The organism is Pararhizobium capsulatum DSM 1112, assembly GCF_030814475.1.
In the GTDB taxonomy this organism is placed as follows: Bacteria; Pseudomonadota; Alphaproteobacteria; order Rhizobiales; family Rhizobiaceae; genus Pararhizobium; species Pararhizobium capsulatum.
In genome coordinates, this window is record NZ_JAUSVF010000003.1 from 535,307 (window position 1) to 556,301 (window position 20,995).

Annotated in this window: 25 protein-coding genes and 2 pseudogenes; 19 read left to right on the plus strand and 8 right to left on the minus strand. The window is 56.4% G+C overall.

Annotated features, from left to right (window positions below):
• Positions 1-285: 285 nt before the first annotated feature.
• A pseudogene (locus QO002_RS27690) lies at positions 286-1,272 on the minus strand (IS1595 family transposase); the annotation flags it as partial.
• 149 nt (positions 1,273-1,421) lie between these two features.
• Here QO002_RS27690 and QO002_RS27695 point away from each other — a divergent pair.
• A complete protein-coding gene (locus QO002_RS27695; protein ID WP_307236022.1) occupies positions 1,422-1,898 on the plus strand; it encodes a hypothetical protein in 477 nt (158 codons plus the stop codon).
• Positions 1,895-2,032: a hypothetical protein gene (locus tag QO002_RS27700; RefSeq protein ID WP_307236024.1), complete on the plus strand. Its 138-nt coding sequence runs from the start codon at positions 1,895-1,897 to the stop codon at positions 2,030-2,032. The genes QO002_RS27695 and QO002_RS27700 overlap by 4 nt, the downstream gene beginning before the upstream one ends.
• Before the next feature lie 135 nt (positions 2,033-2,167).
• Here QO002_RS27700 and QO002_RS27705 read toward each other — a convergent pair whose 3' ends face one another.
• Entirely contained in the window at positions 2,168-2,410 is a 243-nt protein-coding gene (locus QO002_RS27705) for a hypothetical protein (protein WP_307236026.1), read from the minus strand.
• Positions 2,411-2,753: 343 nt separating this feature from the next.
• Between QO002_RS27705 and QO002_RS27710 the strand changes: the two genes are divergently transcribed.
• The 6 genes from QO002_RS27710 (at position 2,754) to QO002_RS27735 (ending at position 5,917) form a co-directional block, all read left to right on the plus strand.
• Positions 2,754-2,981 (plus strand): hypothetical protein, encoded by a 228-nt coding sequence (locus QO002_RS27710; RefSeq protein WP_307236028.1) that lies wholly within the window; start codon positions 2,754-2,756, stop codon positions 2,979-2,981.
• Positions 2,982-3,148: 167 nt separating this feature from the next.
• The gene (locus QO002_RS27715; protein ID WP_307236030.1) at positions 3,149-3,421 is read left to right on the plus strand and encodes a hypothetical protein; all 273 of its coding nucleotides are present in this window, start codon (positions 3,149-3,151) and stop codon (positions 3,419-3,421) included.
• A 2-nt stretch (positions 3,422-3,423) separates the two neighbouring features.
• Complete coding sequence (locus tag QO002_RS27720; protein WP_307236032.1) at positions 3,424-3,678, plus strand: hypothetical protein; 255 nt, start codon at positions 3,424-3,426, stop codon at positions 3,676-3,678.
• Positions 3,679-3,820: 142 nt separating this feature from the next.
• Positions 3,821-4,156, plus strand: a complete 336-nt coding sequence (locus QO002_RS27725; RefSeq protein ID WP_307236035.1) for a hypothetical protein — start codon at positions 3,821-3,823, stop codon at positions 4,154-4,156.
• 193 nt (positions 4,157-4,349) lie between these two features.
• Positions 4,350-4,997 carry a hypothetical protein gene (locus tag QO002_RS27730; RefSeq protein ID WP_307236037.1) on the plus strand — a complete coding sequence of 216 codons (648 nt, stop codon included), beginning with the start codon at positions 4,350-4,352 and terminating at the stop codon, positions 4,995-4,997.
• Positions 4,998-5,476: 479 nt separating this feature from the next.
• Entirely contained in the window at positions 5,477-5,917 is a 441-nt protein-coding gene (locus QO002_RS27735; RefSeq protein ID WP_307236039.1) for a hypothetical protein, read from the plus strand.
• Between the two features lie 2,032 nt (positions 5,918-7,949).
• Here QO002_RS27735 and QO002_RS27740 read toward each other — a convergent pair.
• Complete coding sequence (locus QO002_RS27740; protein ID WP_307236041.1) at positions 7,950-8,216, minus strand: hypothetical protein; 267 nt, start codon at positions 8,214-8,216, stop codon at positions 7,950-7,952.
• On the minus strand, positions 8,213-8,476 hold the full coding sequence (locus QO002_RS27745; RefSeq protein WP_307236043.1) for a hypothetical protein: 264 nt from the start codon (positions 8,474-8,476) through the stop codon (positions 8,213-8,215). The genes QO002_RS27740 and QO002_RS27745 overlap by 4 nt, the downstream gene beginning before the upstream one ends.
• A gap of 896 nt (positions 8,477-9,372) precedes the next feature.
• On the opposite strand from QO002_RS27745, the gene QO002_RS27750 reads away from it, so the two are divergent.
• Entirely contained in the window at positions 9,373-9,576 is a 204-nt protein-coding gene (locus QO002_RS27750) for a hypothetical protein (RefSeq protein WP_307236044.1), read from the plus strand.
• The gene (locus QO002_RS27755) at positions 9,573-10,124 is read left to right on the plus strand and encodes a hypothetical protein (RefSeq protein ID WP_307236046.1); all 552 of its coding nucleotides are present in this window, start codon (positions 9,573-9,575) and stop codon (positions 10,122-10,124) included. Before QO002_RS27750 ends, QO002_RS27755 begins: the two co-directional genes overlap by 4 nt.
• 65 nt (positions 10,125-10,189) lie before the next feature.
• Here QO002_RS27755 and QO002_RS27760 read toward each other — a convergent pair whose 3' ends face one another.
• Complete coding sequence (locus QO002_RS27760; RefSeq protein ID WP_307236048.1) at positions 10,190-11,311, minus strand: helix-turn-helix transcriptional regulator; 1,122 nt, start codon at positions 11,309-11,311, stop codon at positions 10,190-10,192.
• Between the two features lie 405 nt (positions 11,312-11,716).
• Here QO002_RS27760 and QO002_RS27765 point away from each other — a divergent pair, with 405 nt between their 5' ends.
• Positions 11,717-12,211 (plus strand): hypothetical protein, encoded by a 495-nt coding sequence (locus tag QO002_RS27765; protein WP_307236051.1) that lies wholly within the window; start codon positions 11,717-11,719, stop codon positions 12,209-12,211.
• Between the two features lie 850 nt (positions 12,212-13,061).
• On the opposite strand, the gene QO002_RS27770 is transcribed toward QO002_RS27765, so the two are convergent.
• Complete coding sequence (locus QO002_RS27770; RefSeq protein ID WP_307236053.1) at positions 13,062-13,283, minus strand: hypothetical protein; 222 nt, start codon at positions 13,281-13,283, stop codon at positions 13,062-13,064.
• A 587-nt stretch (positions 13,284-13,870) separates the two neighbouring features.
• On the opposite strand from QO002_RS27770, the gene QO002_RS27775 reads away from it, so the two are divergent.
• From QO002_RS27775 to QO002_RS27790, 4 genes are all read left to right on the plus strand, one after another.
• Positions 13,871-14,206 (plus strand): hypothetical protein, encoded by a 336-nt coding sequence (locus QO002_RS27775; protein ID WP_307236055.1) that lies wholly within the window; start codon positions 13,871-13,873, stop codon positions 14,204-14,206.
• The gene (locus tag QO002_RS27780; protein ID WP_307236057.1) at positions 14,199-14,474 is read left to right on the plus strand and encodes a hypothetical protein; all 276 of its coding nucleotides are present in this window, start codon (positions 14,199-14,201) and stop codon (positions 14,472-14,474) included. The genes QO002_RS27775 and QO002_RS27780 overlap by 8 nt, the downstream gene beginning before the upstream one ends.
• Positions 14,475-14,709: 235 nt before the next feature.
• The gene (locus tag QO002_RS27785; RefSeq protein ID WP_307236059.1) at positions 14,710-14,964 is read left to right on the plus strand and encodes a YMGG-like glycine zipper-containing protein; all 255 of its coding nucleotides are present in this window, start codon (positions 14,710-14,712) and stop codon (positions 14,962-14,964) included.
• Positions 14,965-15,273: 309 nt separating this feature from the next.
• Entirely contained in the window at positions 15,274-16,836 is a 1,563-nt protein-coding gene (locus QO002_RS27790; protein WP_307236061.1) for an EAL domain-containing protein, read from the plus strand.
• Between the two features lie 165 nt (positions 16,837-17,001).
• Here QO002_RS27790 and QO002_RS27795 read toward each other — a convergent pair whose 3' ends face one another.
• Complete coding sequence (locus QO002_RS27795) at positions 17,002-17,454, minus strand: MarR family winged helix-turn-helix transcriptional regulator (RefSeq protein ID WP_307236063.1); 453 nt, start codon at positions 17,452-17,454, stop codon at positions 17,002-17,004.
• 204 nt (positions 17,455-17,658) lie between these two features.
• On the opposite strand from QO002_RS27795, the gene QO002_RS27800 reads away from it, so the two are divergent.
• The 3 genes from QO002_RS27800 to QO002_RS27810 all read left to right on the plus strand — a co-directional run bounded on the left by QO002_RS27800 (position 17,659) and on the right by QO002_RS27810 (position 19,804).
• Complete coding sequence (locus QO002_RS27800) at positions 17,659-18,426, plus strand: alpha/beta fold hydrolase (protein ID WP_307236065.1); 768 nt, start codon at positions 17,659-17,661, stop codon at positions 18,424-18,426.
• A 556-nt stretch (positions 18,427-18,982) separates the two neighbouring features.
• Entirely contained in the window at positions 18,983-19,252 is a 270-nt protein-coding gene (locus QO002_RS27805) for a DUF982 domain-containing protein (protein WP_307236067.1), read from the plus strand.
• 303 nt (positions 19,253-19,555) lie between these two features.
• On the plus strand, positions 19,556-19,804 hold the full coding sequence (locus QO002_RS27810; protein WP_307236070.1) for a DUF982 domain-containing protein: 249 nt from the start codon (positions 19,556-19,558) through the stop codon (positions 19,802-19,804).
• Positions 19,805-19,850: 46 nt separating this feature from the next.
• Here QO002_RS27810 and QO002_RS27815 read toward each other — a convergent pair.
• Positions 19,851-19,996 (minus strand): annotated as a pseudogene (locus QO002_RS27815) (3'-5' exonuclease); the annotation flags it as partial.
• A gap of 597 nt (positions 19,997-20,593) precedes the next feature.
• Between QO002_RS27815 and QO002_RS27820 the strand changes: the two are divergent.
• On the plus strand, positions 20,594-20,722 hold the full coding sequence (locus tag QO002_RS27820; protein WP_307236072.1) for a hypothetical protein: 129 nt from the start codon (positions 20,594-20,596) through the stop codon (positions 20,720-20,722).
• Positions 20,723-20,995: the final 273 nt, after the last annotated feature.

Below are 20,995 nucleotides of genomic sequence, written 5' to 3' on the forward strand. Positions count from 1 at the left end.
GGCGGAATGTGCCGAAGATAACCTTTCGCGGGATCGAGCAGCGGCGGATGGACATACCGCCTCGTGTTGCGCTCCTCCCCTGATCTTCTTGGAGGGAGGGCGGAACGTCTGGGGCGCCTTCGCCGATATTTCCACCTCTTCTCGCTCCGCCGAACTTCGTCGAGTGCTTCGAAGATATCGCAACCGTGTTCCACGGCGTAGTCCTTGGGCGCGGTCGAGGCGGTCAGGCCTGACCATGGCTAGAACCTGATCCTCGTGTGCTTCTTTCCACTCGCCCGTGTCGCCGACGATGTCGCGCCATGTCGTTCGGCCGATCCGCTGGCCGAGACCGAGGATGGTGCCGACGTTTGTCTGGAAATGTCGGCGGCGGTTCCAGCGGAAGACGAACTCGTTGGCGTAGATGTCGACGTGCTTGTCGCAGACACCGTGATACGTCCCGTAGCTCCACCGCTTGAAATTGGCGAAGAGGCGGTGCACCCACGGCAGGACCTCATGCGCAGGCGGTGCATCGACGGCGCTCAGGTTGATCGCCTGGTGACCACGATCTTCCAACTTCCTGTAGGCGGTGTTGCCGTCGGTGAGGAGCAGGCTGCCGACGGCGGTGTTGTCCCGGATGAAGGCGTGCAGGCTCTCGCGGTTGATGTTGACGATACGCTGCAGCCGACAACGCGCAGGGTACTTTCCCGCCTCCACCTCCACCGCTCCAATCATGAAAATCTTGCCGATGGGGCTGCGGCCCTGACCGCCCCCGTCTGGTTCGTCTTTGCGGCGGAACGGCACGTTGGTCTCGTCGATCTCGATGATGCCACGAAGTGGACGCCTGTCGGGATCGACCATTGCCCGCCGCAGCTTGTGAAGCAGAAGCCAGGCGGTCTTGTAGCTGCCGAGGCCCAGCTTCGGTTGGAGCTGCAGGGCGGACATCCCGTTCGAATGGGTGGCGAGAAGCTAGGCTGCCAGGAACCAGATGCGGAGCGGGAGATGCGTGCCATGCATCACCGTTCCGGCGATGAGCGATGTCTGGTGGCGGCAGCCCGTGGTGGTTCGCGCCCCGTTGTCATCGACGAGAACGCCCTGGCATTCCCATACCCATGGGCGAGCCTCCAACCGCCAGGCGCGGTTCCCTCCGCAACGCGGGCATCGGAAGCCGCTCTTCCAACGCTTCTTCGCCAGATATTCCGCGCAGGCGTAGTCATCGGCGAAGTCCGAGGTGAACTTCTCCAGCGATGGCGGTTTGTCGTTGGCCCAGCGTGTCGGAAACAGGCTCTCGCTCATGCCCTCCGTTTATCGCAGAAGGGGAGATGAGTCATTTTGCAATACCTGTGCGAACGGGATAAGCCATTTCAAGAATTATTAGGCGGACTTCCGCAAGGTGGATGCACACGCCCGCCGGAGAAAACATGAAGTCCAGGAATAGATCCGATATGAAGGCTTCAACTGCCATCCCGCTTGCTCTGCTGCTCGGCGCTGCCACGATGTCGCTGTTGGGAATAACCGATGCGCAGGCACAGAACAACGACATCGATCAGGCGGTATTCGTCTTCGGCGGCGCGATGGTCGACGCGGACATGCTCTACGCAGCTAATCCTTTCGGTTCCACATCCGCCGACCTCCCGATCGTCGGCCTCGGCTACCAGTTGTTCCCGGCAAGGATGGGCTCCTTCAAGTTCGGACTGGAAGCGGGGCCCGCCGGAAGATTTGGCGGGCATCCGAATGCGGAATTCTGGGGCGGCCTCGTCGGGTGCTACGACGGTTTCGAGATTGGCGACGCTGTCCGTATCTCGCCAGCCTTTACGTTTGGCATCAGCTATGTCACGCATACCCAGGAGGGGCGGGAGCGCCAGAACGACTGGAACACAACGGGGACGCCAGAACGCTTTTCTATCTCGGCCCCGAGTTGAACCTTTCCTTCGACACCATTCCCGACGTCGATTTCTTCTGGCGGCTTCACCACCGGTCCGGAGCCTGGGGGACGCTCGGCGACATGCACGGCGCCTCCAATGCAAATGTCATTGGCGTACGGCTCAACTTCTGAAGGACCCTACTTCGTCTCCAAATCGATGGAATGCGACGATTTATGGTCTCTGTCCTTTGAGTTGGGCTTGCGTGTCGCGGGCTCCGCCCAGTGCGTAAGACGAGAATGGTCAAATCCATAAAATGCCGGGACCATTTAACCTGACGCAGTCGGTAGGCCAGCACCCTCAAGCCATGCGCGGACGTTTCCTTCGGCCGCTTTTTGCGCATCGGTGAAACTATGCGAGCGCTGGAAGCCGCCGAGCTTTGTAAGGTTCTCCGACCACAGCCACTGGCCTTGTGGCTCCTGCAACTGGATGATCGTTGCGACCGGATGCCGACCAAGCATTCCCACCCATCGGCGATTATTCTCGGCTATCCAGCTCAGCGTCGCACTCATAAGGCCTCCGCAACTATAACTGAAGCAGAAAGAATATTGCACAACTGAAAAAATGCCAGCAAAAATTGAATTCACATACTGTGTGCAGCTGGGAACCGAACTTAGCTACCTCCCTCGGTTCGTCGCGCGAACCAACCAGCAACGGAGTTTGATGGCTCTCCGCCCCGAAGGCCCGGTTGCCAAAGAAATCAAAAGGTGCGGATATGGCCTGGTCCCGGCTGCTACAGTTGACTCGGTGAAGGGACCAACAATCCGTTCGACCCGATTGCCGTGTTGTTTGATGGATGAACAGCCATCTCTGTACGCGCCATAGCGGCGATATTGTCGGCGAAGGAGCTGAATTGTGGCGGATATCGATGACGAACTCAGGACGCTTCGCAGTGCCTTGCGAGTTCTCGAGGAAAAGAACCGCAGAACCGGTGGTGATGGCTATCCTCTCCAGATCGCCCAGGTACGGGACATGATCGCCGAAAGGGAACGGTTTCGCCTGGATCAAGGTCAATTCGGAAACCCACTGTCCCCTCAACCAATCACCAAAGAACGGGCCTCACGAGACAAAGAGGATCGCTAATCGACGCACGACGTAGCCATAATTGTTACCCGGACTGTCCTGGAACATTTGAAGGCCGAATCCAACGAGTGGTACGAGGCTAACGAGCAGATCGAATAGCATCAGGCCACCTGGCAGGATGAGCCGCGCGGCCTTGGTGTCGTTTGCATGGTAGGGAGCAGATTGGCATGACCCACACCACCGACTTTATAGCTGAGCGCGACCGAGGTAAGCCGATTGCTGGATCGGTCGGTCGATACGATACGAGACATGCACCAGCAAATCGACGCCGAGCAGAACCGCCTACGCCGAGACGTCGTTATCTACCGTCAGACTGCATCGGCCAGAGCAAGGGACTACCGCCCGACGAGGCGAAAGACGCCCTGCTCGATGCAGCCGACACGATCAGCACGTTCAAGATGGTGTCGGACGCAACGTATAATCGCATCAAGGAGCCCTGACGATGCAGCATGACCGTGCCTTGCTTTCTGCCGGAGCCGTTGCTCTTTCCCTTTCAGCAACCGTCGCCGCTCTGATGGCCCATCTTCGACGAATAGGCGCCGTCAGTGAGCAGGCTGAACGTGAAATCTATGAGGATGCGTTACTGATGCTTGAAGAGGGCCAAGCCAACGATGCGAGCGGAGTATTCCTCGCCGCCAGAGACCTTATAGAACAGCAATTGGCGATCGATAAGGTTTCGAAGGGCGAAGGAGGGTGAACATCGTAGTCGCCAGGCAGGTCGCCTCCGGCCGTGACAAAAACGACACGGGCACGCAAGAAATGATTCTAGCGTATGGAAGCATTGCGGAGCCTGTGCTTCAATATCTCGATATTGGAGAGATTTTCAAAGAGGCAAAGGCATGTACGAGTATCGCCTTGACCAAAAAATTACGTTCCTGGCAGCAGATATTCTTCTGTCTCAGAACATAGACTTCAAGCACCCAAGTTTCTTCTCCCGTTTTTTCGATCTCGAAGCCGAGATGAACAAACTTTCCGAGCCAGAGATCAGCAGGCGATTTGCTATGGCGCAATCGCAGTTGGAATGTGCCGACATTGATCGACTGCTCCACAATTTCGCGACCAGCTTGGAACACCACCAGATCGCCAAAAGGCTGTCGTCGTTGAAAGCTGCGTTGGCGGCGCTTCAACCACCCTCCCCTGAACGAACGTTCCTTCGTCGTATTTTCGGTTTTTAGGCATTGGTGAAGTTCAGGCCGGCCGTGGTGAGCTTGTAGTTCGTCCCCCCATCGCGTCGCCTTTGGGTCGCCGCCCGAAATTCCATTTCTATTCTTTATGAAGTAGATGTAGGCTCGTTCTCGGTTACGATCCATGCGACCGGAATGTGAAGTTCCGACCATCTGATATCGCGGAAGTCGAGCCCCCTGAGCAGTGCCCACAGAATTTCTCGACCGCCTCAAATTTGGTTTTTTTGACACTGATTTTTTCTGGTTCTCACGTGGGATCGCGCTGATCCTCGCCACGGATCAAGTCAGACAGCACACAAAAAAAGGGTTACCAATGAGAAACGTCCTGACTGTTATCGCCGCGATGTCAGCATCGCTCTTATCCGCAACTGCGACCACCGCACAAACACCCGTCCCCAGTGCAACCGACGTGCTTGTCAAATATGGAGAAGTCGAGGGCTGGACCGTCTATGAAAATCAAACCCGCGGCGATTGCTTGATCGTGCGGGATTACGGCATGGGTTCAGTCCAAATGGGTGTCACAGCCAATCAGGAGGTCGGTTATCTAGGCGTGTTCACGAAGGCGGATATCGGCTTTCAGAACGGCACGGTGACGGAAGTGTTCGTTGACGTCGGAGGTAAACTCTATAGCGGTCTCGCCACCAGCACGCATGGCGAACTCAAAGGTGGCTATTCCGGCGGCTATATCTTGGCCAACGACCCGAATTTCAAGCGCGACATCGCTAAAAAATACGAAATGATCGTTTTTCCGAAAACCACGGCAACATTTGTCGTAGACCTGAAGGGGACGTACAAAGCGATGGAAATGGGAGCCAAGTGCCTGAAACATTGATGGACTGACCTGATCGCTGAGACGGCTGCGCTCTCAGCTTGAGAGTTTCTGAGCGATAGCGCACGGGGCGAGATCGCGGTGACGCCGAACGATTGTATCGCCTGCTGGTGGACGTTCGGCATCACCGCGTTTGGCGCCGAGCTGAATCGCAATTTGTTCACTTGATGGTAAGAAACTTGGTTTTCTTCAATAGCACGAACGGTTGCCGAACGGATTATGCACGGACAAACAACAGCGCAGCGCGTCTAATCCAATTGGAGTAATCGCCGAACGGGAACGGTTTCGCCGTAATCAAGGACAACTCGGCAGCCAAGCGCCCCAGCACCAGTCAACAAAACGGGCATCAGAAGACAACGAGGATCGCTGACCCCGTAGCCTTCCAGGGTCCCGACCATTGAAGAGATGCACGACGTTTTGCGCTTGCTGCAACTGGTCAAGCAACGCCGACCCGCCTGCGGTGTAGAAAGCGGTTTGAAAGGTTGAGCCGTCACCCGAATGATGTTCTTGATATGTTCTTTATGTGGGTTTATCCTCACCTTATGGACAAGAGCATATTCCTTCGCGGCGAATACGACCGGATAGTCACATCCGGCGATTACGTGTGGTCTGGCTGGCGCGATAGTTTTGATCGTTTTCAAGCTGATCTATGGGATCGAACGCCCTCTTGGCGCGCCAATCGACATCTGGCTCCTCGCGATCCGAAATTTGGCTTCGCCCCCGAAAATGTGGAGTGGCATTTCACGAGCCGGAAGATTGCGACGGCCGTAAAGGCAAAATCGCATCCCAAGAAGGGGAAGACTTTTAGGACAAATAAGCCCACGCCGGCTGAGCGGCGAGCGGCCGCCGTCGCCGCCAAAGAGGACCGCCGGCAAAAACTGGTCGAAGAGTTCAGGAAATGGGAACCGCCGCGCAGGGCTTAGCAACGGTTGCACCACATGCGGAATCACCCTGGATTTCCCATGTGCAGGTTGTCGCCACTTCTCTGAGGGTCTCAATGGCATGTCGCTGTGCGCAGGTTACTTCTACTCTGACACCGCCTGTGTCACATCTCGTAGATTGCCGGCATCCACGCCCCCCAAAGTGAGTAACAGCTAACTCTTGTTCCGTTGCTCGCCGGGGATAGACTGTGGCGGTACGCTGCCGCTTGGGACGACCAACCCCTTGGAACCCCAGTCCCTGCTGACAGCGGCAGCGTGCACCATTTTTCCATAGCTACGATTTAACCGGCTCCTTCGAGCGGGCGTTTTTCATTGGCGCTTGGTCACAGACTTGCGATGCTTGGGCGTTGGCCGGTCAGCAGTGGATCACCCACGGACTAAGTAGAGCGACTGCCAGGGCACGGTCCCGAAGGCCCAGGGTCGTGCGGGCATCGCATTGGCATCGGCGTCGCAGCGAGGCGACACCATCAATTCGCCTGCGCGTTTATCATTCCGTGTGTGGATGGCGGCATCCCCGCACCTTCTCCATTTCCCCAAACAATAACAACCACTAGCCCGATTGTTATGGCAATCGATCCGGCTAGGACAACGTGAAGAATGCGCTCTAGCATGGGAGAATTTACATTTCCGTTCGTAAACGTGGGGCCGCTTAAAACCAGAATTTGAGAATATAGATACAGAGAATTAAAATTGAAAATACGCTGACCATAAGCAAGCGGTTTTCAATTTGGCTTTGCGCCTTCTTTCCTGTCCAATCATACCTCATTATTGCACCTCGTCCGATCGGCGTTGCGAAGTACCATGGGATGCTTGTGCCTAGCGTGCGGCAACAAGTTTCGATCTGGCTGATAACCTCATCACGGAGGGCCCTTTCACGAAGTCGCGAGAGGGATTGGGGGCATTCCCAGCCACTTGGGGCGTTGACAATCAAGCTTAGGAAAATTGTGGCTTGGTATGGTTAATAATTGGTTACCACGTTGCTCCAGGATTCTCCGTGTCGATGTACGTTCGCTGCCGAAGGCGGGAGCGCACGGTTCGTTCGAACCCCGCGTACGGGGCGAGCCAACGCTCGGAGCTTTGGCTTTAATGGCTTGCTCGCCGGCGCTTTATACCACTATGAATCCACGAACAGGTGAGAAGTGTAAAACCGCGCTTTAGTCTAAGCTTTCTCCCCGGCCCCTATCCGTCCGTCTTTTAGGTACGCATGACTATAACCGCAAAAATCTTGCGCGCTCCGCTGCATACGCCCTTGCCTCGCGCTCGGTGCCAAAGCCGCGATGCTCACACAGTCCTTGAGATATAATCGACGCGATCCAAACCGCGCCGAATGCACGGACAGAGACAGCTACCGTCGTGGGCTTTTCGAGTGGGGGTGGAAAATTTAGCATGCTTTTCGTCTCCAGTGGAGCGAGAGCGCGCGCATCTCCCAAGCATCAAGGCTCCTGAAGGGCTGATGACTGGACAGTGATATCACAGAACGCGGGGATAGCTCGGTCGATTTTCCGGCGCAACGAAAGGCCCACGACAAGGGGACCAATCGCGCCAAACGTCGCGTGTGGGCATTCCCGATAATGGGGACATTTTCGGGACCGTAAGCACGCGCGAGCGAAGCTAGCAAGACAGCCTTTTGGTGATTGAGCGAGAGCTACCCCTTGCCGGGCGGGCCTGCCACAGGCGCGACAGCAACGAAAGACCCCTAAGCACGCTGGTTCGAGAAGCGGACAAAGGGGCCTTTCGCCTGACGTGTCGCGGTGGGGCGTTCCCTAGAGATTGGGGCAATCGGGACTTTTCCGAGAGGATGGTCAAATCGGAACCGCGACAAAAGAGATTAATCTTGTAAAGAGCGAAACTTTCAAGATGGCCTACTGCTGATTTAGCGAAAATCTGGTCCTTTGCCGGGGCCAAGCGAGCCTCATTTCGCCCGCAAGCACCGATGTCGATAAATGGCCTCAACGGCCCGATAGGTATCGGCCCTCGTTACGAGACGGGAGCATTCTTTTTGCCCGGCCGCTGATTAGACACGGTGCGGTGCAGGCTTGCCGCTGATGATGGTTCCACCAAGCCGACCGCATTCGCCGCATCGAAAGGCGACGCCGATCGCCTTGCCGTCAGGCGGCTGTTTATTCATGTCCACCTCGACCATGAGATTGCACGGCCCACAGCTTACGTGAACCTGAAGGTTCATCGCGATCACGCCGGCCCAGGTGCCGTTGGAAACCATCTCGATCCTCGTGGGGTCAAGTGTGTCCGTCTCCAACTCGTCGAGCTTTGGACAAATCATTCTGTTTGCCCTGCTGCGCCTCTCACAACTTCATCCATCGCCAATTGCTTTTCGATAAGCTCTCTGGCTGCGACGAATATTCCACTCTCATCGTCGGCCTGGCCTTCCTCGAGCATCAGCAACGCATCCTCATAGATTTCATGCTCAGCTTGCTTGCTGACGGCGCCTATCCGACCAAGATGGGCCATCAGAGCGGCAACGGTTGCCGAGGTCGAAAGAGCAACGGCTCCGGTGGAAAGCAAGGCAGGGTTATGCTGCATGTTGGGTGCTCCTTGATATGCTCATCATCTGGGTTCAATTCGATCCTGAGCATGCGGATCACGTCGCCAGCGTCGAGAAGAGCCAAGAGCTGCGACTGATTTAAGCCGGTTGCAATTCCTCCGGATTTACAAAATTCGACTGAGAGCGGGCCTGTAAACTAGCGAACTGTCAGCCACAGCACGTCACCCCAAAATAAAATTCCTACTACGACCACAATCGAGAAGTAAAAACGCTTCATGTTTGGCAAGGTCCACATTTGCTGCAGTGCGGTATGACACCCACACTCCTTCATGAGCAATGGTCAGGTCAAGGCCAACCATCTGTATTTCTTGCGATCTTGCTGATTTATGGCACAATCCCCCTATGTTTTTAGAGGATCTCAGTGCGCGTCCGGATACTGATTACCGCTCTTCTCATCGCTGGCGCCATGTGGGTAGGGTCATTTTTCGTTACCCGCCACGCCTACCGGGGCGCTCAGGATATAGGCGTGATGCCCAACCTCCACATTAAAGAAAGGCTCGGCATCGGGGATAAGAGGCCGTCTTAATAACCCACGCCGTCTATGGGTAGCCATTCCCTTCAAATCACGTATATTCCCGCTGTCAGAGCAAAGGATACTTGACCCCCGAATGAACCCTATGTTTTGCAGTCGTCATGTCCGCACCAGTGCTCGAAATACACCGGAGCTGCTGGTGCCGTACTCGTTCTGTCATCGGCGGCTGCCAAGATGAGATTGGCGACTACCTCGATCACAGCCGCACCCGGATGGGCTTGACGGAAGGCGGTCGACGAGGCATCGTTGCAGTGCAGCATGAATTGACGCGCCTGCTTCGGCTTCCCGCATTCGGCCAGGTCGCGGCAACGGTGGATCATCCTTTAAAAGGAGACGGTTGCAATGATGCCTGAACATTCAATCCGCAGTGCCTTAATAAAACAAGGCCTCCGCCTCGAAAAGAACGGTGCCAACTCTTCATCGCGTCAGCGGTTTGGTGTTGGATATATGGTCATTGATGCGCGCACCAACTCGGTTGTACTCGGCTCGAAGGACCGACCTTACGATGCGTCGCTTGATGAGGTTGCTGCGCACTATGTGACATGACCTTCATCGTCATGAGCAGTGTTCCTTCCCCCTGCCTGCGCAGGATCGGCATGGCGATACGATCGGTGACGGAGGGGAAGCACCCTCCGCATCTGTCCCGGCGCTATCGAGAAGCGCAGCAAACCTGTACAAATCTTGTTTGCTGTTCTGCTAAACTCGGCGAATGTCAGATCAATGGCCGATGTTCATTTTGCAATGTGTGGTGGTTCTCGGACTCGTCGGAGCCCGATTCGTCCGCGGCGATGGACAATAAAAAAGCCAGTGGCTGCGGCAACCACTGGCTTACCCCGCCTGATTTGGTGGCGGAGAGAACACCGGCAGAGACGGGGATCTTCGCCAGCGATAGTTTTCACTATAACACGATCAAGCTGAACTTTTCTGACATGAGCCTGAAGGGGGCAATGTCCTCAATTCCCCACGGCAACCGAGCGCATCTCGCACCAGTTCTCGTTCCGCCCTCCAGTCTCCCCCACAGGTGGGGTTTATGGCGGCACTTTAACCACCATCCCCCGAACGAACATTTTCTTCGTCGAATTTTCGGTTTTTAGGGCATAGCAGAGGTGGTTGAATCGCGCTCAGCGAGCCCGCAAATCACCCGGCAAACTCGCCGAGTTCAACGATGCTCCTGCAGTCTGCGCATAATGAGCGCGACCAGGGCGCTCTGCGAATTCACGCCCAATTTCGAATAGATAGTCTTCATTTGGGTCCTGACGGTTTCATAGCTGACGCCGCCGGCAACAGATATCTCGCGCAACGAGAATCCGGAAACAATGCTGGATACGATGTGAACTTCTCTTGGGGTCAGATTGTAGGTGGCCCTGAGGTATTCTCCTCGGTCTATTTGAACCGACGCATTCGCCGTTTCGATGATCATCGCGACAGTCGGTCCGTTCAGAAACTCGGTGAACGTATCGGATTTCATCCGAACCAGCGTGACACGGTACAAGGTGCCGTCACCGCCCCTCACAGTCGATACATGTGGCTCGGTTTGGACGCCGTGTCGCGAAGTCAGGAACTCAAGGGCGTTGACTGTCCGATCGCACTGTAGGCTGAGACGCCCGTCTGTTGACATGCGGATGGGTACGCCCGTCGCGAGCATGCGATCGGCAGATTTGTTCCAGGATCGGGCGCGGCACATCTCCGAAACGTAGAAAAGCCCGACCCCGATGCCGTCGAACAGGGTTTGTCCCACTCGGTGTTCGCCGGAGATGGTGTCGCTCCTGCGTACGAAATCGAAGGCGCGTTTGAGGTGTGGTGCGAGGGTCGTATATTGTTCGGCGGCGTGCCGATTGAAATTCGCGTCGGTTGACGAGGTGGAAGTTGAAAGGATGAAGGTGCGTGTTTGATCGCGAATAATCGTTGCGCCAATGCTTGTTTCGCACCCAGCCTGCCGTTTCAGCCAGTCGTTGTAGAATTCGGATTTAACGAGCTCGTCGCGGGCCACGATGTCTTCGCCGCACAATCCCTTGCCGACCGGGATCAAGCCCATCCTCGGAATCCATGGATTGACGGCGGCGAAATGATGGCTGAACTGGTCGATGTCGTCCTTGGTAAAACCTGAAGTATAGGGAACATGCGCAACCGGCGAAGCCAAGTCATGATAGTGGAGAGCCGCCTTACCGTTGGGGACGGTTGTCGCCAGACGGTCCAGAAAGTCCTCCCATCCACACTCTCCGAACAGGCTACCGTAAACGAGATCGGTTAACTCCGCTGAAATATCGGGTTCGTGAAACATCGCCGTCCTGCACTTATGGGAGAATAGTTCGTATATGAATAACGGAGAATAAGCCAGGCGCAAATAGAGGTCTCATTTCTCACCACGAGAGCACGAACCCCTTTGATCAACCGTGGGTCATCTGGCTATCGGCAACTTGGCCCCCGTCGCGAGGCGGGAGGATTCTTTTTCCCGTCCCAATAGTCAGCCCCGGACCTGGAGACTGTATACGAGGCCACTCTGTGGGCTGGGGTTCTGAATGCCCAACGCGGCGTATCGAATGTCGTTTTCCTGACCCTCCTCGGCGGCGGCGTCAACAAGGGCACGTGGTCTCAGGCCCATGTAGACGTCTCGGCTCCCGAGCCGCACCTCGGCGGCAGTCTGTTCACCGAGAACTTCGACGGCATCGCCGGAAATGTCATCATTGTGAACGGCGTCAACATCTGGGAGCAGGTCAATCTCGATACGACTCGTGGGTGGACGAGTGGTGCTTATACCGAGCTTGGTGCCAATGGCTATCTGACGGTCGAAACCACGTCAGGTGTCGGCGATCAGGCTTTCTGGCTCGACACCCAGAACAGCCCCGGCCCGATCAACATCAGCCACGACTTCATCGATGACACCGCGCCAGTTGACGGCAAAACAGCGGTATTGTCGTTCGATATCGCCAAGCAGGATTTCGACGGACACTTTACACCAGCCAACGAATCGTTCGAATTCCGGATCGACGGACAGACGGTGGCACAGATCGACGCTTCTGATCTGGCAAACGCCGGCGAAATGTATCACTACGAAGTGAACATCGCTGGCTACGCTGACAACACCGACAACACCCACACGCTGTCGCTGGTCGACACCAGCGGCTATTCCTACAACGGCTTCTCGGTCGATAGCATCCAGATCAACGACTGGGTCGTCTAACGAGTTCGGGGGCAATGGGTCCTTCTCGAGCTCAAACCGCTAGCAGACCGGCTCTTTCCAAGAGGGGCCGGTCAAGTTTTTTGACTGATACGCACTTTGCGGTCCACAGCTGGGCGTGGCAATTTCAGCGAAGAGACCAGCGAAACCCGAGGCGCCAGCGCTCACATCCAGCAGCCACATCGGGTTGGCGCGTCCGCAGAACGTCGCCTCCCTTTACCAGCTCTTTACAGTTGATGAAGCACACTGTTGCCAAGCGCGATAAGTATCACGTACGCGCACCTCTGTTTCTCGCCCGCCAGTTTGGCGGGTTTCTTTTTGCGAGCGTACCGGAATCGGGGAAACTAGCCTTCCCATTCCACACCGCGGCACCTAAGGTTTCATTCTGGTTTCCCTCTCCGGGAAGCCGCTTCCCCTCACCCACATTGCAGCCAAGTGTGGGATGCCACTTGCCCCGCCCTCACACGGCGGGGTTTTTACTGTCGGCCGATCATGGCAACTTGCCAATCGAACGCACCCCCGATTGTTCGGATACGCACGGGGACGTTCGGGAAGTGTTGGCCACGTGGCCTGACGGTTTGTCGATGCAGATGACCGCCCTGCGCAAGGCCGTAACAAGATGAACTTTTCGGCAATCGCACGGATGACGACGCGAGATTACAACTTTTGAAATCCAGGGCTATCTCCCAGAGGCAAATGATCTGCGCCAACCGGTGTGGGCCACTGGTGCTCTCGATCTGCTCCGACGTCTTCCCGCTGGCGGCCGCCGGGCCTCTAGAATCCCGAACGCAGCGACCGCTGGACGATAGAAGCCAGCATATCGCCTCACCACGGGCGTAGATTGCGTCTGCATCTACCACCGCCAACGCCGCCGCAACGCCTCGTTGAACCACACTTCGGAATCATGATCTGCTCCCCCTGCGGAGTGGAAGTCGAGGGTATGGCCATGCCCGTTCTGTCGAAGCCAGGCTTTAAACGATCTGAAGCTCGGATGATCCATTTCTTTATCGGTCAGAGTTCGAAACCATATCGCACTCAGGGAGCGGATGGCATTCTCGGTTTCGGATTTTTCCATGCCTCATGCATCCATAGGTGGATCAAAGTTGAGAGCCGCCTTGCCGTTGGCGACGGCTGTCCCCAGACGGTCCAGAAAGTCCTGTGATCCACACTCTCCGAACCGGCTGCCGTGGGCTAGATCGGTTAACTCCGCTGAACTATCGGGGTCGTGAAACATCGTCGCCCTGCACCTATGGGGAGATAGTTCGTATATGAATAACGGAGAATAAGCCGGCCGCAATAGGGGGCCCGTTTCTCGCCACGACATCGCAGCATTCGCTTTGGGGCGACTTTCACTCAACGCCAATCGCAGCGGCCCAGGAAATGGAACCACCCTGCGTGAGTGCTTGCAGGGTGGCTCAAATCCGGTCGGGGAACCGGGCGCTCGGTGAAGTGGTTCTCACAGGGAGGAACTGAGGACCAATTTGGGGCCTAAAAGCGCTCTTTAACCGTCGCTGAAAAAATCGAATGACGTAACCCTGAAATTTCAGGGGCAGAAGGCAAAAATCCTTGCTCCCAATGGCCCGAAGTACCGGATCGGGAACAGCCTTGCTTGACACTCGCGTGCATTATGGCAGGTTGCGCGTATAAGGCGTGGGGCGATAGATGATTGCGACTGACTGGCATGCCAAACTGACGGAACAACACGAGATTGTCAGGATCAAAGCCGAAGAGGCGACGATCCTGCTATCGAAGCCCGACCTTCCCCTTCAAACCGCGTCTCAACTTTATCGCGATGTCGAGAGGCTGGCGCAGAGGTTCGATGAGATCGTCAATCTTCTCGCAGAGGAAATCGATGCCGACACCCGGCTTTCCGAAGCCGCAGAAGCCCTGGACGATTTATGGGCTTGCCTTTCGGTCGCGACCGTCAATCGCGTTCTTGTCCTGCGAGGGCTTGCCCGTTCGGAATTCGGGGTGTTTGTGGGAACGGCTAATGATTGAGGCAGCCAACACCAATCGCCCCTTCCAAGGCAACGCTCTCGCAGCGGTGTTACGCGATCTGGCCCAAATCAACGCGATCGCGCTCAGCCTTAAATACGACCTCGCTCCGCTGTCGGAGAACGACAAGGCATTGGGCATGCGACCGCTTGCCCCAACGCAAATCTCCCGTGAACTTGAACACATAGCTGCAATTGTTACCCGGATTGTCCTGGAACATTTGAAGGCTGAGTCCAACGAGTGGTACGAGGCAAACGACCAGATCGAATAGCATCAGGCCGCCTGGTGACGCAAGGTACCCGACACCCATACCCGTGAACCAGCGGGCATTGATCCTGTGGCGACCAACGCCCCTGCCAACGGTCGCGGCAATGCTCGTGAAAATGGGGCGACTTTCTGTTTAACGGATCGACTGGAGGAACTCTCCTCTGCACTATCGACAAACTCACCTACTGCGCAGATGCTGGACCTGGTTGATATCATGCAAACTGCAAAGGGTTGAAAGCATGAATAAGTTTATCATCGCGGTTGGAATGATGGGGATTCTCTCGTCATGCACGCAAACAGAGCGAGGCACCGCAATCGGTGCAGGCTCCGGCGCAATTATTGGCGGTGCTGTCAGCAATAGCTGGGAAGGCGCGGCTATTGGCGCGGTGGCTGGTGGTGTTGTCGGCGCACTTGTTGGCCACTCCCAGGAACACCGAGGCTATTGCATTTACCGCGATCGCTATGGCCGCCGGTTCGAGGCCCCTTGCCGATAGTTGCGGGCCGATAGTGGGTGCCACTCGCGAGCACCTTTGCCTATTGAGGCCGCCGGATGCCGCGCACCGTCGGCGATACCGACAAACTGATGCACACCGCTCTCTACCTCCATCGCGACTGGCGGTACTACGGTCACAGAAAGCTCACCGGCCAGAGGCCAGTTCGTCGCGGCGGGTCGAAGCGCGCCAAACCGCCGTCAAAGCCGCTTGCCAGCAACCTCTGTCCCAACCGAGCAACTTCCGCTAGAAACGGCGTGTGCATATGTTAGCCTAGTCCACAACGCTCCTTGAGGTTGCGACTGGAAGAGCATGAAGCGCACTATTCGTCTTCTCGACCGATATGCAATCCTTGTCTGCCTGCTCGCGGGCTTCGTGGCAGGGGCTCTGGGTATTGTCGGAGCGCGAGCGATCGCCCTTTCGATAGCTCGTGTCAATCTCGACCGTTATACAACCGCGCTGCTGGCGCGAGCTGACTCCATTTCTCAGGAAACCGACAACGCGCTTGCTGAAGCGAACTACGTCAAAGGAGTGGCTTGCGGGCCGAGCGACCTTAGGCATTTGCAAAAAATCGCCTTTAATGCACGGTATATCAAAGATGTGGCGCGGGTCGTCGACAACAAACTGGCATGCTCCAGTCTTCTCGGCGTTGTCTCTCCGCCCTTCGCGCGGCCCCCGCCCGATATGGTCACCCCGGACGGCGACGAACTGTGGGTCAACACACCGTTGGTTCTCACAAACAAACCCGCACTGATTGTGAAGGTTCGAAACGCGAACGTGGTAATCCCCCCCTCGGCGTTTCTCGATTTGATCCAACAGCCGTTTCGATACTCTGTCGCTATCGTCAATACCGCAAAAGGCCGTGTCATGCTTTCGCGGGGCGAACGCCTTGTCGATGACAGCGTTTTGATAGCCCACAAGGACGTTTCAGCGGATACCGACGCCGACCTCATCCGTGTCGCCTGTTCCAAGAACCATTCCGCATGCGCGGTCGCGGCTCTGGACCGGGGCGAAGCCATCGCACCGCACTCGGTCTTCATCATTGGCTTTGGGGCACTTGGCTTCCTCCTCGGCGGATTTTTGAGCGTGATCGGATATCTCCTCCGTCGCAGACCGAAGCCAATGAATGCGAGGCTCAGACACGCTTTGCAATCGAACCAATTGACCATGGTGTTTCAGCCAATTGTCGATCTGCACACCGGCCGCATGATTTCCGCAGAAGCGCTGATCCGGTGGACTGACCGCGAGGGTCGCACCATTCCTCCCGATGTTTTCGTGTCCGCCGCAGAGAAAAACGGAACCGCCGGCGAGATCACCGCCTACGTCTTGCGGTACGTGAGCCGTATAGCGGGACCCCTGCTGCGCGACAATCCTGAGCTGGTCATCACCGTGAACATCGTTGCCGCCGATTTGAGCGATCCCAAATTCTACGAAATTCTTGAGCAGATATTCGTTGCTTCAGGGATCGCAAGACATCAGATAGGCCTTGAGCTCACCGAACGCTCGGTCGCCGAGCAGGACGTCGCTATCGCGGCAATTGCCAGGCTGCGCGCACTGGGCCACCCTATTTACCTCGATGATTTCGGCACGGGATATTCGAGCCTGGCGCAGCTCCACGATCTTAACCTTGATGTCATCAAGCTGGACAGGGCGTTTACCAATAGTGTTGGCACAGGTTCGGTAAGCGTGTCGATTGTGCCGCAGGTTTTGGAGATGGCCACCGCTCTCGGCCTTCGGGTTGTTGTCGAGGGGATCGAGACCGACACCCAATATTCCTATTTTGCCTCCGCCCCAAACCACTGCTACGGACAAGGTTGGTTTATTTCCAAACCGCTCTCATACGACGCGCTAGTGGCTTTCAAAGCTGAGCATTAGTCGCTCCACGCCGGGCGCTACTCAATCTCAGACATGTCGTTCCGGGTGCTCAGGCCACTCGTCCCAAACCAGTATTGTTGCAGTCAGCGTCTCCGCCCTCATCAGCCCGTTCTCTACCGTGACATTGGAGACATCACGGATGGCGTCGCCGAAACCAACCCGCTCCTATCCCCGAAGCCTATTGTTGATCTTATCGATTGAGGCCTTGATGGAGCTTACTGTTTCAGCATCCAGCCCAAGCGCTTCTTCAACACAACGCATGATGGCGGTGGCCTGGTTGCTCAGTGCCCGCCCTTCCTCCGTCAGATGCAGCAGCACCTCGCGCTCGTCTTTTGGGTTGCGCGTCCGGGTGATGAGCCCTGCTGCATCCAGCCGCTTCAACAGAGGCGTCAGCGTACTGGAATCGAGGAACAGCGTCCCGCCCAGTTCTTTTACATTCTGACCGTCACGATTCCACAGGGTCACCATGACCAGATATTGAGGATAGGTGAGGCCGAGCTTGTCGAGCAATGGCCGGTAGAGCTGCGTGAATGCATGGCCGGCCGAATAAATGGAAAAACAAAGCATCCCGGTGACATCTGGCGGGGCGCGGTCGGAGTTGGATGGTGTGTCGGTCATGGCGATCTCCTTTTTCATCAAATAATTTGCGCGCGATCCATTTGCAAGCGATTGACAGCCGAAAGAATCAAAGGCATATAGATCGTGCACAAACTACTCGCACACAAATTGAATGCAGTTGCGACAAGCCCCGGAGATCACCGCACCCTCAACCCAATCTATTCCACTGAACCCATCACTCTGAATTTGCGAAAGGAATTTATCATGTCCAAGTTTGCTGCCACCTTCGCCGTTGCCGGCGCTCTGCTTTCGGGTACCGCGGTTGCCCAACCCGCCAAGCCCACTGTCGTCCTGGTTCACGGCGCCTTTGCAGACTCCTCAAGCTGGAACGACGTCACGAGGATCCTGCAGAAGGACGGCTATACCGTCATTGCCGCCGCCAATCCGCTACGCACTGTGTCAGGTGATGCTGCTTATGTTTCCGCTATCGTCGGAAGCATCGAGGGGCCGGTGGTGCTGGTCGGGCACTCTTATGGGGGCCAGGTCATCACGAACGCCGCCAGAGGCAGCGAGAATGTGAAATCACTGGTCTATGTGGCCGCATTTGCTCCAGAAGCGGGTGAAGCTGCGGCAGAGCTCGCAGGCAAGTTCCCCGGTGGCACGCTCGGGCAGGCCCTTGCTGCTCCTGTAAAGCTTGCTGATGGTGGCGTGGATCTCTCCATCGACCAAGCCAAGTTCCACGATCAGTTCGCCCATGATGTCGCAGCAGACGACGCTGCCCTGATGGCCGCGGGCCAACGCCCGATCACCGAAGCCGCCTTGACGGAGAAGTCCGGAGATCCGGCTTGGAAGGCGCTGCCATCTTACTTCATCTATGGGGATGGCGATAAGAACATCCCGGCCAAGGCACTAGGCTTCATGGCCGAACGCGCCGGCTCCAGGCACACCGTCGTCGTCAAAGGCGCATCCCACGTTGTGATGGTCTCCCAGCCCCAGGCCGTGGCCGATCTCATCGAAGAAGCTGCACGGTAGGTCATGTCGGCCACAATCTGCAAAAGGCCGTCGCTCGAAAGAGGGTGGCCTTTCGCAGGCAGAGGTCGTCCCACAGGGCTCAGGAATGCGGGGCCGACATGCCAATGGGTTGGAATAGCGCGACAATCAGGATGAGAGGCGTTGCCTCATCCTGATTGTCGTGCGGCATGGGCTGGCGCAGTTCAGGACTTTTTCTCGCCGGACCACGGGTGGCATTCTATCTCAATCAAGGACCGGGAGCTCATGCTACTCTTCGCAAACCATTCTTGTTGAAGTCAACGCCCGCCATCCCATTTTCTGCCGCGTGGCTCATAATGAACCCACTTGTCGTTGAGGATCTCTCGGGCAACACCCCCACTTTGGCGGTTGCTATTATCCTCGGCCCGCGAAGGGTCGCGGGACCCAGCACCATGGTCGCGGGCGATGAAAGCATTCCGGACAGTGTCAGAGTACTCAGGGGCAAACAGGACTGTCAGTGGCTGCGTCCGACCGCCCTCGCTCGGGAACAAACATTAGCGTTCGCCGTTGTTCTCCCGGTTCTGGGAGGAACCCAAAAATGCTGATCGAAACCGAGATGAACTGCAGTGATATTCGCTGGTCAGTCCCTGTGCCTGTGCGCACGGCGAAGGGCCGGAAAATTGACGTAGGCGGGCCGCAGGAGGCCTTGAACGTCCTCACGATGGACTGGCCGAAAGACGAACGCGGCGAGCACTACGAGCGAGCGCGAAAGCTTTGCATGGCGGTGATGGGCCGTCGAGTGCCGGCCGAGACGATGCGGGATGACTTTATTGAAGCATGCCTTGAGGCTGGGGTGTACTCCGCTTAGCATCTGGACATTCTCCCCCTGAGTCTCTGTGATGACCGGACCGCGCGCTTAGTCTTTTTGACCGCCATTGTGCAATATTGAGACCGACGGGGGACTTCGCTTCCTCAGGTTGGGTGCGCATGCGATGTGTTCAAGCCGGATCGGTCAGCCATGATTATCAAAGCTAAGTGACTGCCGGGCGCCAAAGGGCCCCAAGTCCTGGGAAGGCCATTAGCCAGTCACTTTCATGCCGGTTGTATTCAGCGGTTGGGAACCGAGTACCGCGCCGTCCGTTTGAAAGCAGATTGGAAATGGGAGTGCGTCATGGTCGCAAGCATCTGGGATACGAATGTTGAGGTAATGCTTGAGTGCAGTGATCATTTTCTCGTCATCAAGAGTGCGAGGGAAGCTGTTTCCTGTCTGAGAAGGCATTGGCCAAAAAACAAGGGCTTGAGCTACGCCCAGGCGAAACGGGTGTGTTTGGAGGCAGCAAGGGGAACAACACCCAACGCAGAAGCGAGAGCGGCTTTCGAGGCTGCGGCCGAGGAGGCCGGTATTTTGAGACGTTTTTGAAGATGGATTAAATAAGGAAGTTTTCACTGGCGCTTTAGACCCCCTGCTACGCACACCGATAGATGTCAGTTTGCAGCCAAATGAGTTCCTCATCGGCAAGATCCTCGTCGACCTCGATCGACCAGGATTTCGGGCGATCATCGTTGCCATCCGATATACCCTGCCCTTCAGATGATCCTTGAGATCAAACGGAATCCTCGTCGTAGATGAGCAACTTTAATGCCGGTACAACCGTGTGATCTCGACAAAGACCTCTACGCGCTTTTGGTAACTATTTTGCGGGGTGATTTCCGCCGATTGAACACAACAATCGCCGTTGGATACGCTCACGCTGGCGGCCGCCGAGCTTCTAGAATCCCGAACGCAGCGACCGCTGGACGATAGAAGCCAGCATATCGCCTCACCAGGGGCATAGATTGCGTCTGTATTACCACCGCCAACGCCGCCGCAACGCCTCGTTGAACCGGCATCATGGTCTGCTCCCCCTGCGGCGTGGAACTCGAGGGTGTGGCCATGCCCGTTCTGTCGAAGCCCGGCTTTAAACGATCTAAAGCTCGGATGATCCATTTCTTTATCTGTCAGAGTACGAAACCATCGCACTCAGGGAGCGGATGGCATTCTCGACTCGAGTTTTTCCATGCCTCATGCGCCCACCGGTAGCTCGAAGTTGGGAGCCGCCTTGCCGTTGGCGACGGCTGTCACCAGACGGTCCAGAAAGTCCTGACATCCACACTCTCCGAACAGGCTGCCGTGGACTAGATCGGTTCACTCCGCTGAACTATCGGGTTCGTGAAACTGTTGAAGTCAGCGGCCAGCGCCACTACGCTTTTCTATCTCGGCAACATGCTGCATGTGCTGGGACTGTCGTTTGACATCTTCGCTTCCCTGATGCAGTTCCTGCCCTGGGCCGTGCCTTGAACAGAGTTGGGCTTCAGACCACTCTCGTAACGCGTTGGTCGCGTTCAAAGCGGAGCATCAGGCGCTCCAAACCTCCTTGCAGCGAAAGGCCGTTGCGTGATGGGATCACACAACGGCCACTGGTTAGAAGGTTGTTCAGGCGCTTCCGTTCCACCGGCGATATTAATCAAGACACGGCTAGGCGCAATCGGCGGTGCTTGAAAAATTGCAAGACGCACGCAGGACGGCGAAACGGCATCTATCTTTGCGGTACGATCCTATGCGGAGGATCGC

What these genes read in the sequence shown, in the direction of transcription:
- QO002_RS27805 (WP_307236067.1), top strand. Translation starts at nt 18,983, where the DNA reads ATGCTGATCGAAACCGAGATGAACTGCAGTGATATTCGCTGGTCAGTC.
- QO002_RS27740 (WP_307236041.1), bottom strand. Translation starts at nt 8,216, where the DNA reads ATGATTTGTCCAAAGCTCGACGAGTTGGAGACGGACACACTTGACCCC.
- QO002_RS27750 (WP_307236044.1), top strand. Translation starts at nt 9,373, where the DNA reads ATGATGCCTGAACATTCAATCCGCAGTGCCTTAATAAAACAAGGCCTC.
- QO002_RS27745 (WP_307236043.1), bottom strand. Translation starts at nt 8,476, where the DNA reads ATGCAGCATAACCCTGCCTTGCTTTCCACCGGAGCCGTTGCTCTTTCG.
- QO002_RS27705 (WP_307236026.1), bottom strand. Translation starts at nt 2,410, where the DNA reads ATGAGTGCGACGCTGAGCTGGATAGCCGAGAATAATCGCCGATGGGTG.
- QO002_RS27790 (WP_307236061.1), top strand. Translation starts at nt 15,274, where the DNA reads ATGAAGCGCACTATTCGTCTTCTCGACCGATATGCAATCCTTGTCTGC.
- QO002_RS27785 (WP_307236059.1), top strand. Translation starts at nt 14,710, where the DNA reads ATGAATAAGTTTATCATCGCGGTTGGAATGATGGGGATTCTCTCGTCA.
- QO002_RS27715 (WP_307236030.1), top strand. Translation starts at nt 3,149, where the DNA reads ATGACCCACACCACCGACTTTATAGCTGAGCGCGACCGAGGTAAGCCG.
- QO002_RS27780 (WP_307236057.1), top strand. Translation starts at nt 14,199, where the DNA reads ATGATTGAGGCAGCCAACACCAATCGCCCCTTCCAAGGCAACGCTCTC.
- QO002_RS27810 (WP_307236070.1), top strand. Translation starts at nt 19,556, where the DNA reads ATGGTCGCAAGCATCTGGGATACGAATGTTGAGGTAATGCTTGAGTGC.
- QO002_RS27795 (WP_307236063.1), bottom strand. Translation starts at nt 17,454, where the DNA reads ATGACCGACACACCATCCAACTCCGACCGCGCCCCGCCAGATGTCACC.
- QO002_RS27760 (WP_307236048.1), bottom strand. Translation starts at nt 11,311, where the DNA reads ATGTTTCACGAACCCGATATTTCAGCGGAGTTAACCGATCTCGTTTAC.
- QO002_RS27725 (WP_307236035.1), top strand. Translation starts at nt 3,821, where the DNA reads ATGTACGAGTATCGCCTTGACCAAAAAATTACGTTCCTGGCAGCAGAT.
- QO002_RS27770 (WP_307236053.1), bottom strand. Translation starts at nt 13,283, where the DNA reads ATGGAAAAATCCGAAACCGAGAATGCCATCCGCTCCCTGAGTGCGATA.
- QO002_RS27695 (WP_307236022.1), top strand. Translation starts at nt 1,422, where the DNA reads ATGAAGGCTTCAACTGCCATCCCGCTTGCTCTGCTGCTCGGCGCTGCC.
- QO002_RS27775 (WP_307236055.1), top strand. Translation starts at nt 13,871, where the DNA reads ATGATTGCGACTGACTGGCATGCCAAACTGACGGAACAACACGAGATT.
- QO002_RS27755 (WP_307236046.1), top strand. Translation starts at nt 9,573, where the DNA reads ATGACCTTCATCGTCATGAGCAGTGTTCCTTCCCCCTGCCTGCGCAGG.
- QO002_RS27720 (WP_307236032.1), top strand. Translation starts at nt 3,424, where the DNA reads ATGCAGCATGACCGTGCCTTGCTTTCTGCCGGAGCCGTTGCTCTTTCC.
- QO002_RS27800 (WP_307236065.1), top strand. Translation starts at nt 17,659, where the DNA reads ATGTCCAAGTTTGCTGCCACCTTCGCCGTTGCCGGCGCTCTGCTTTCG.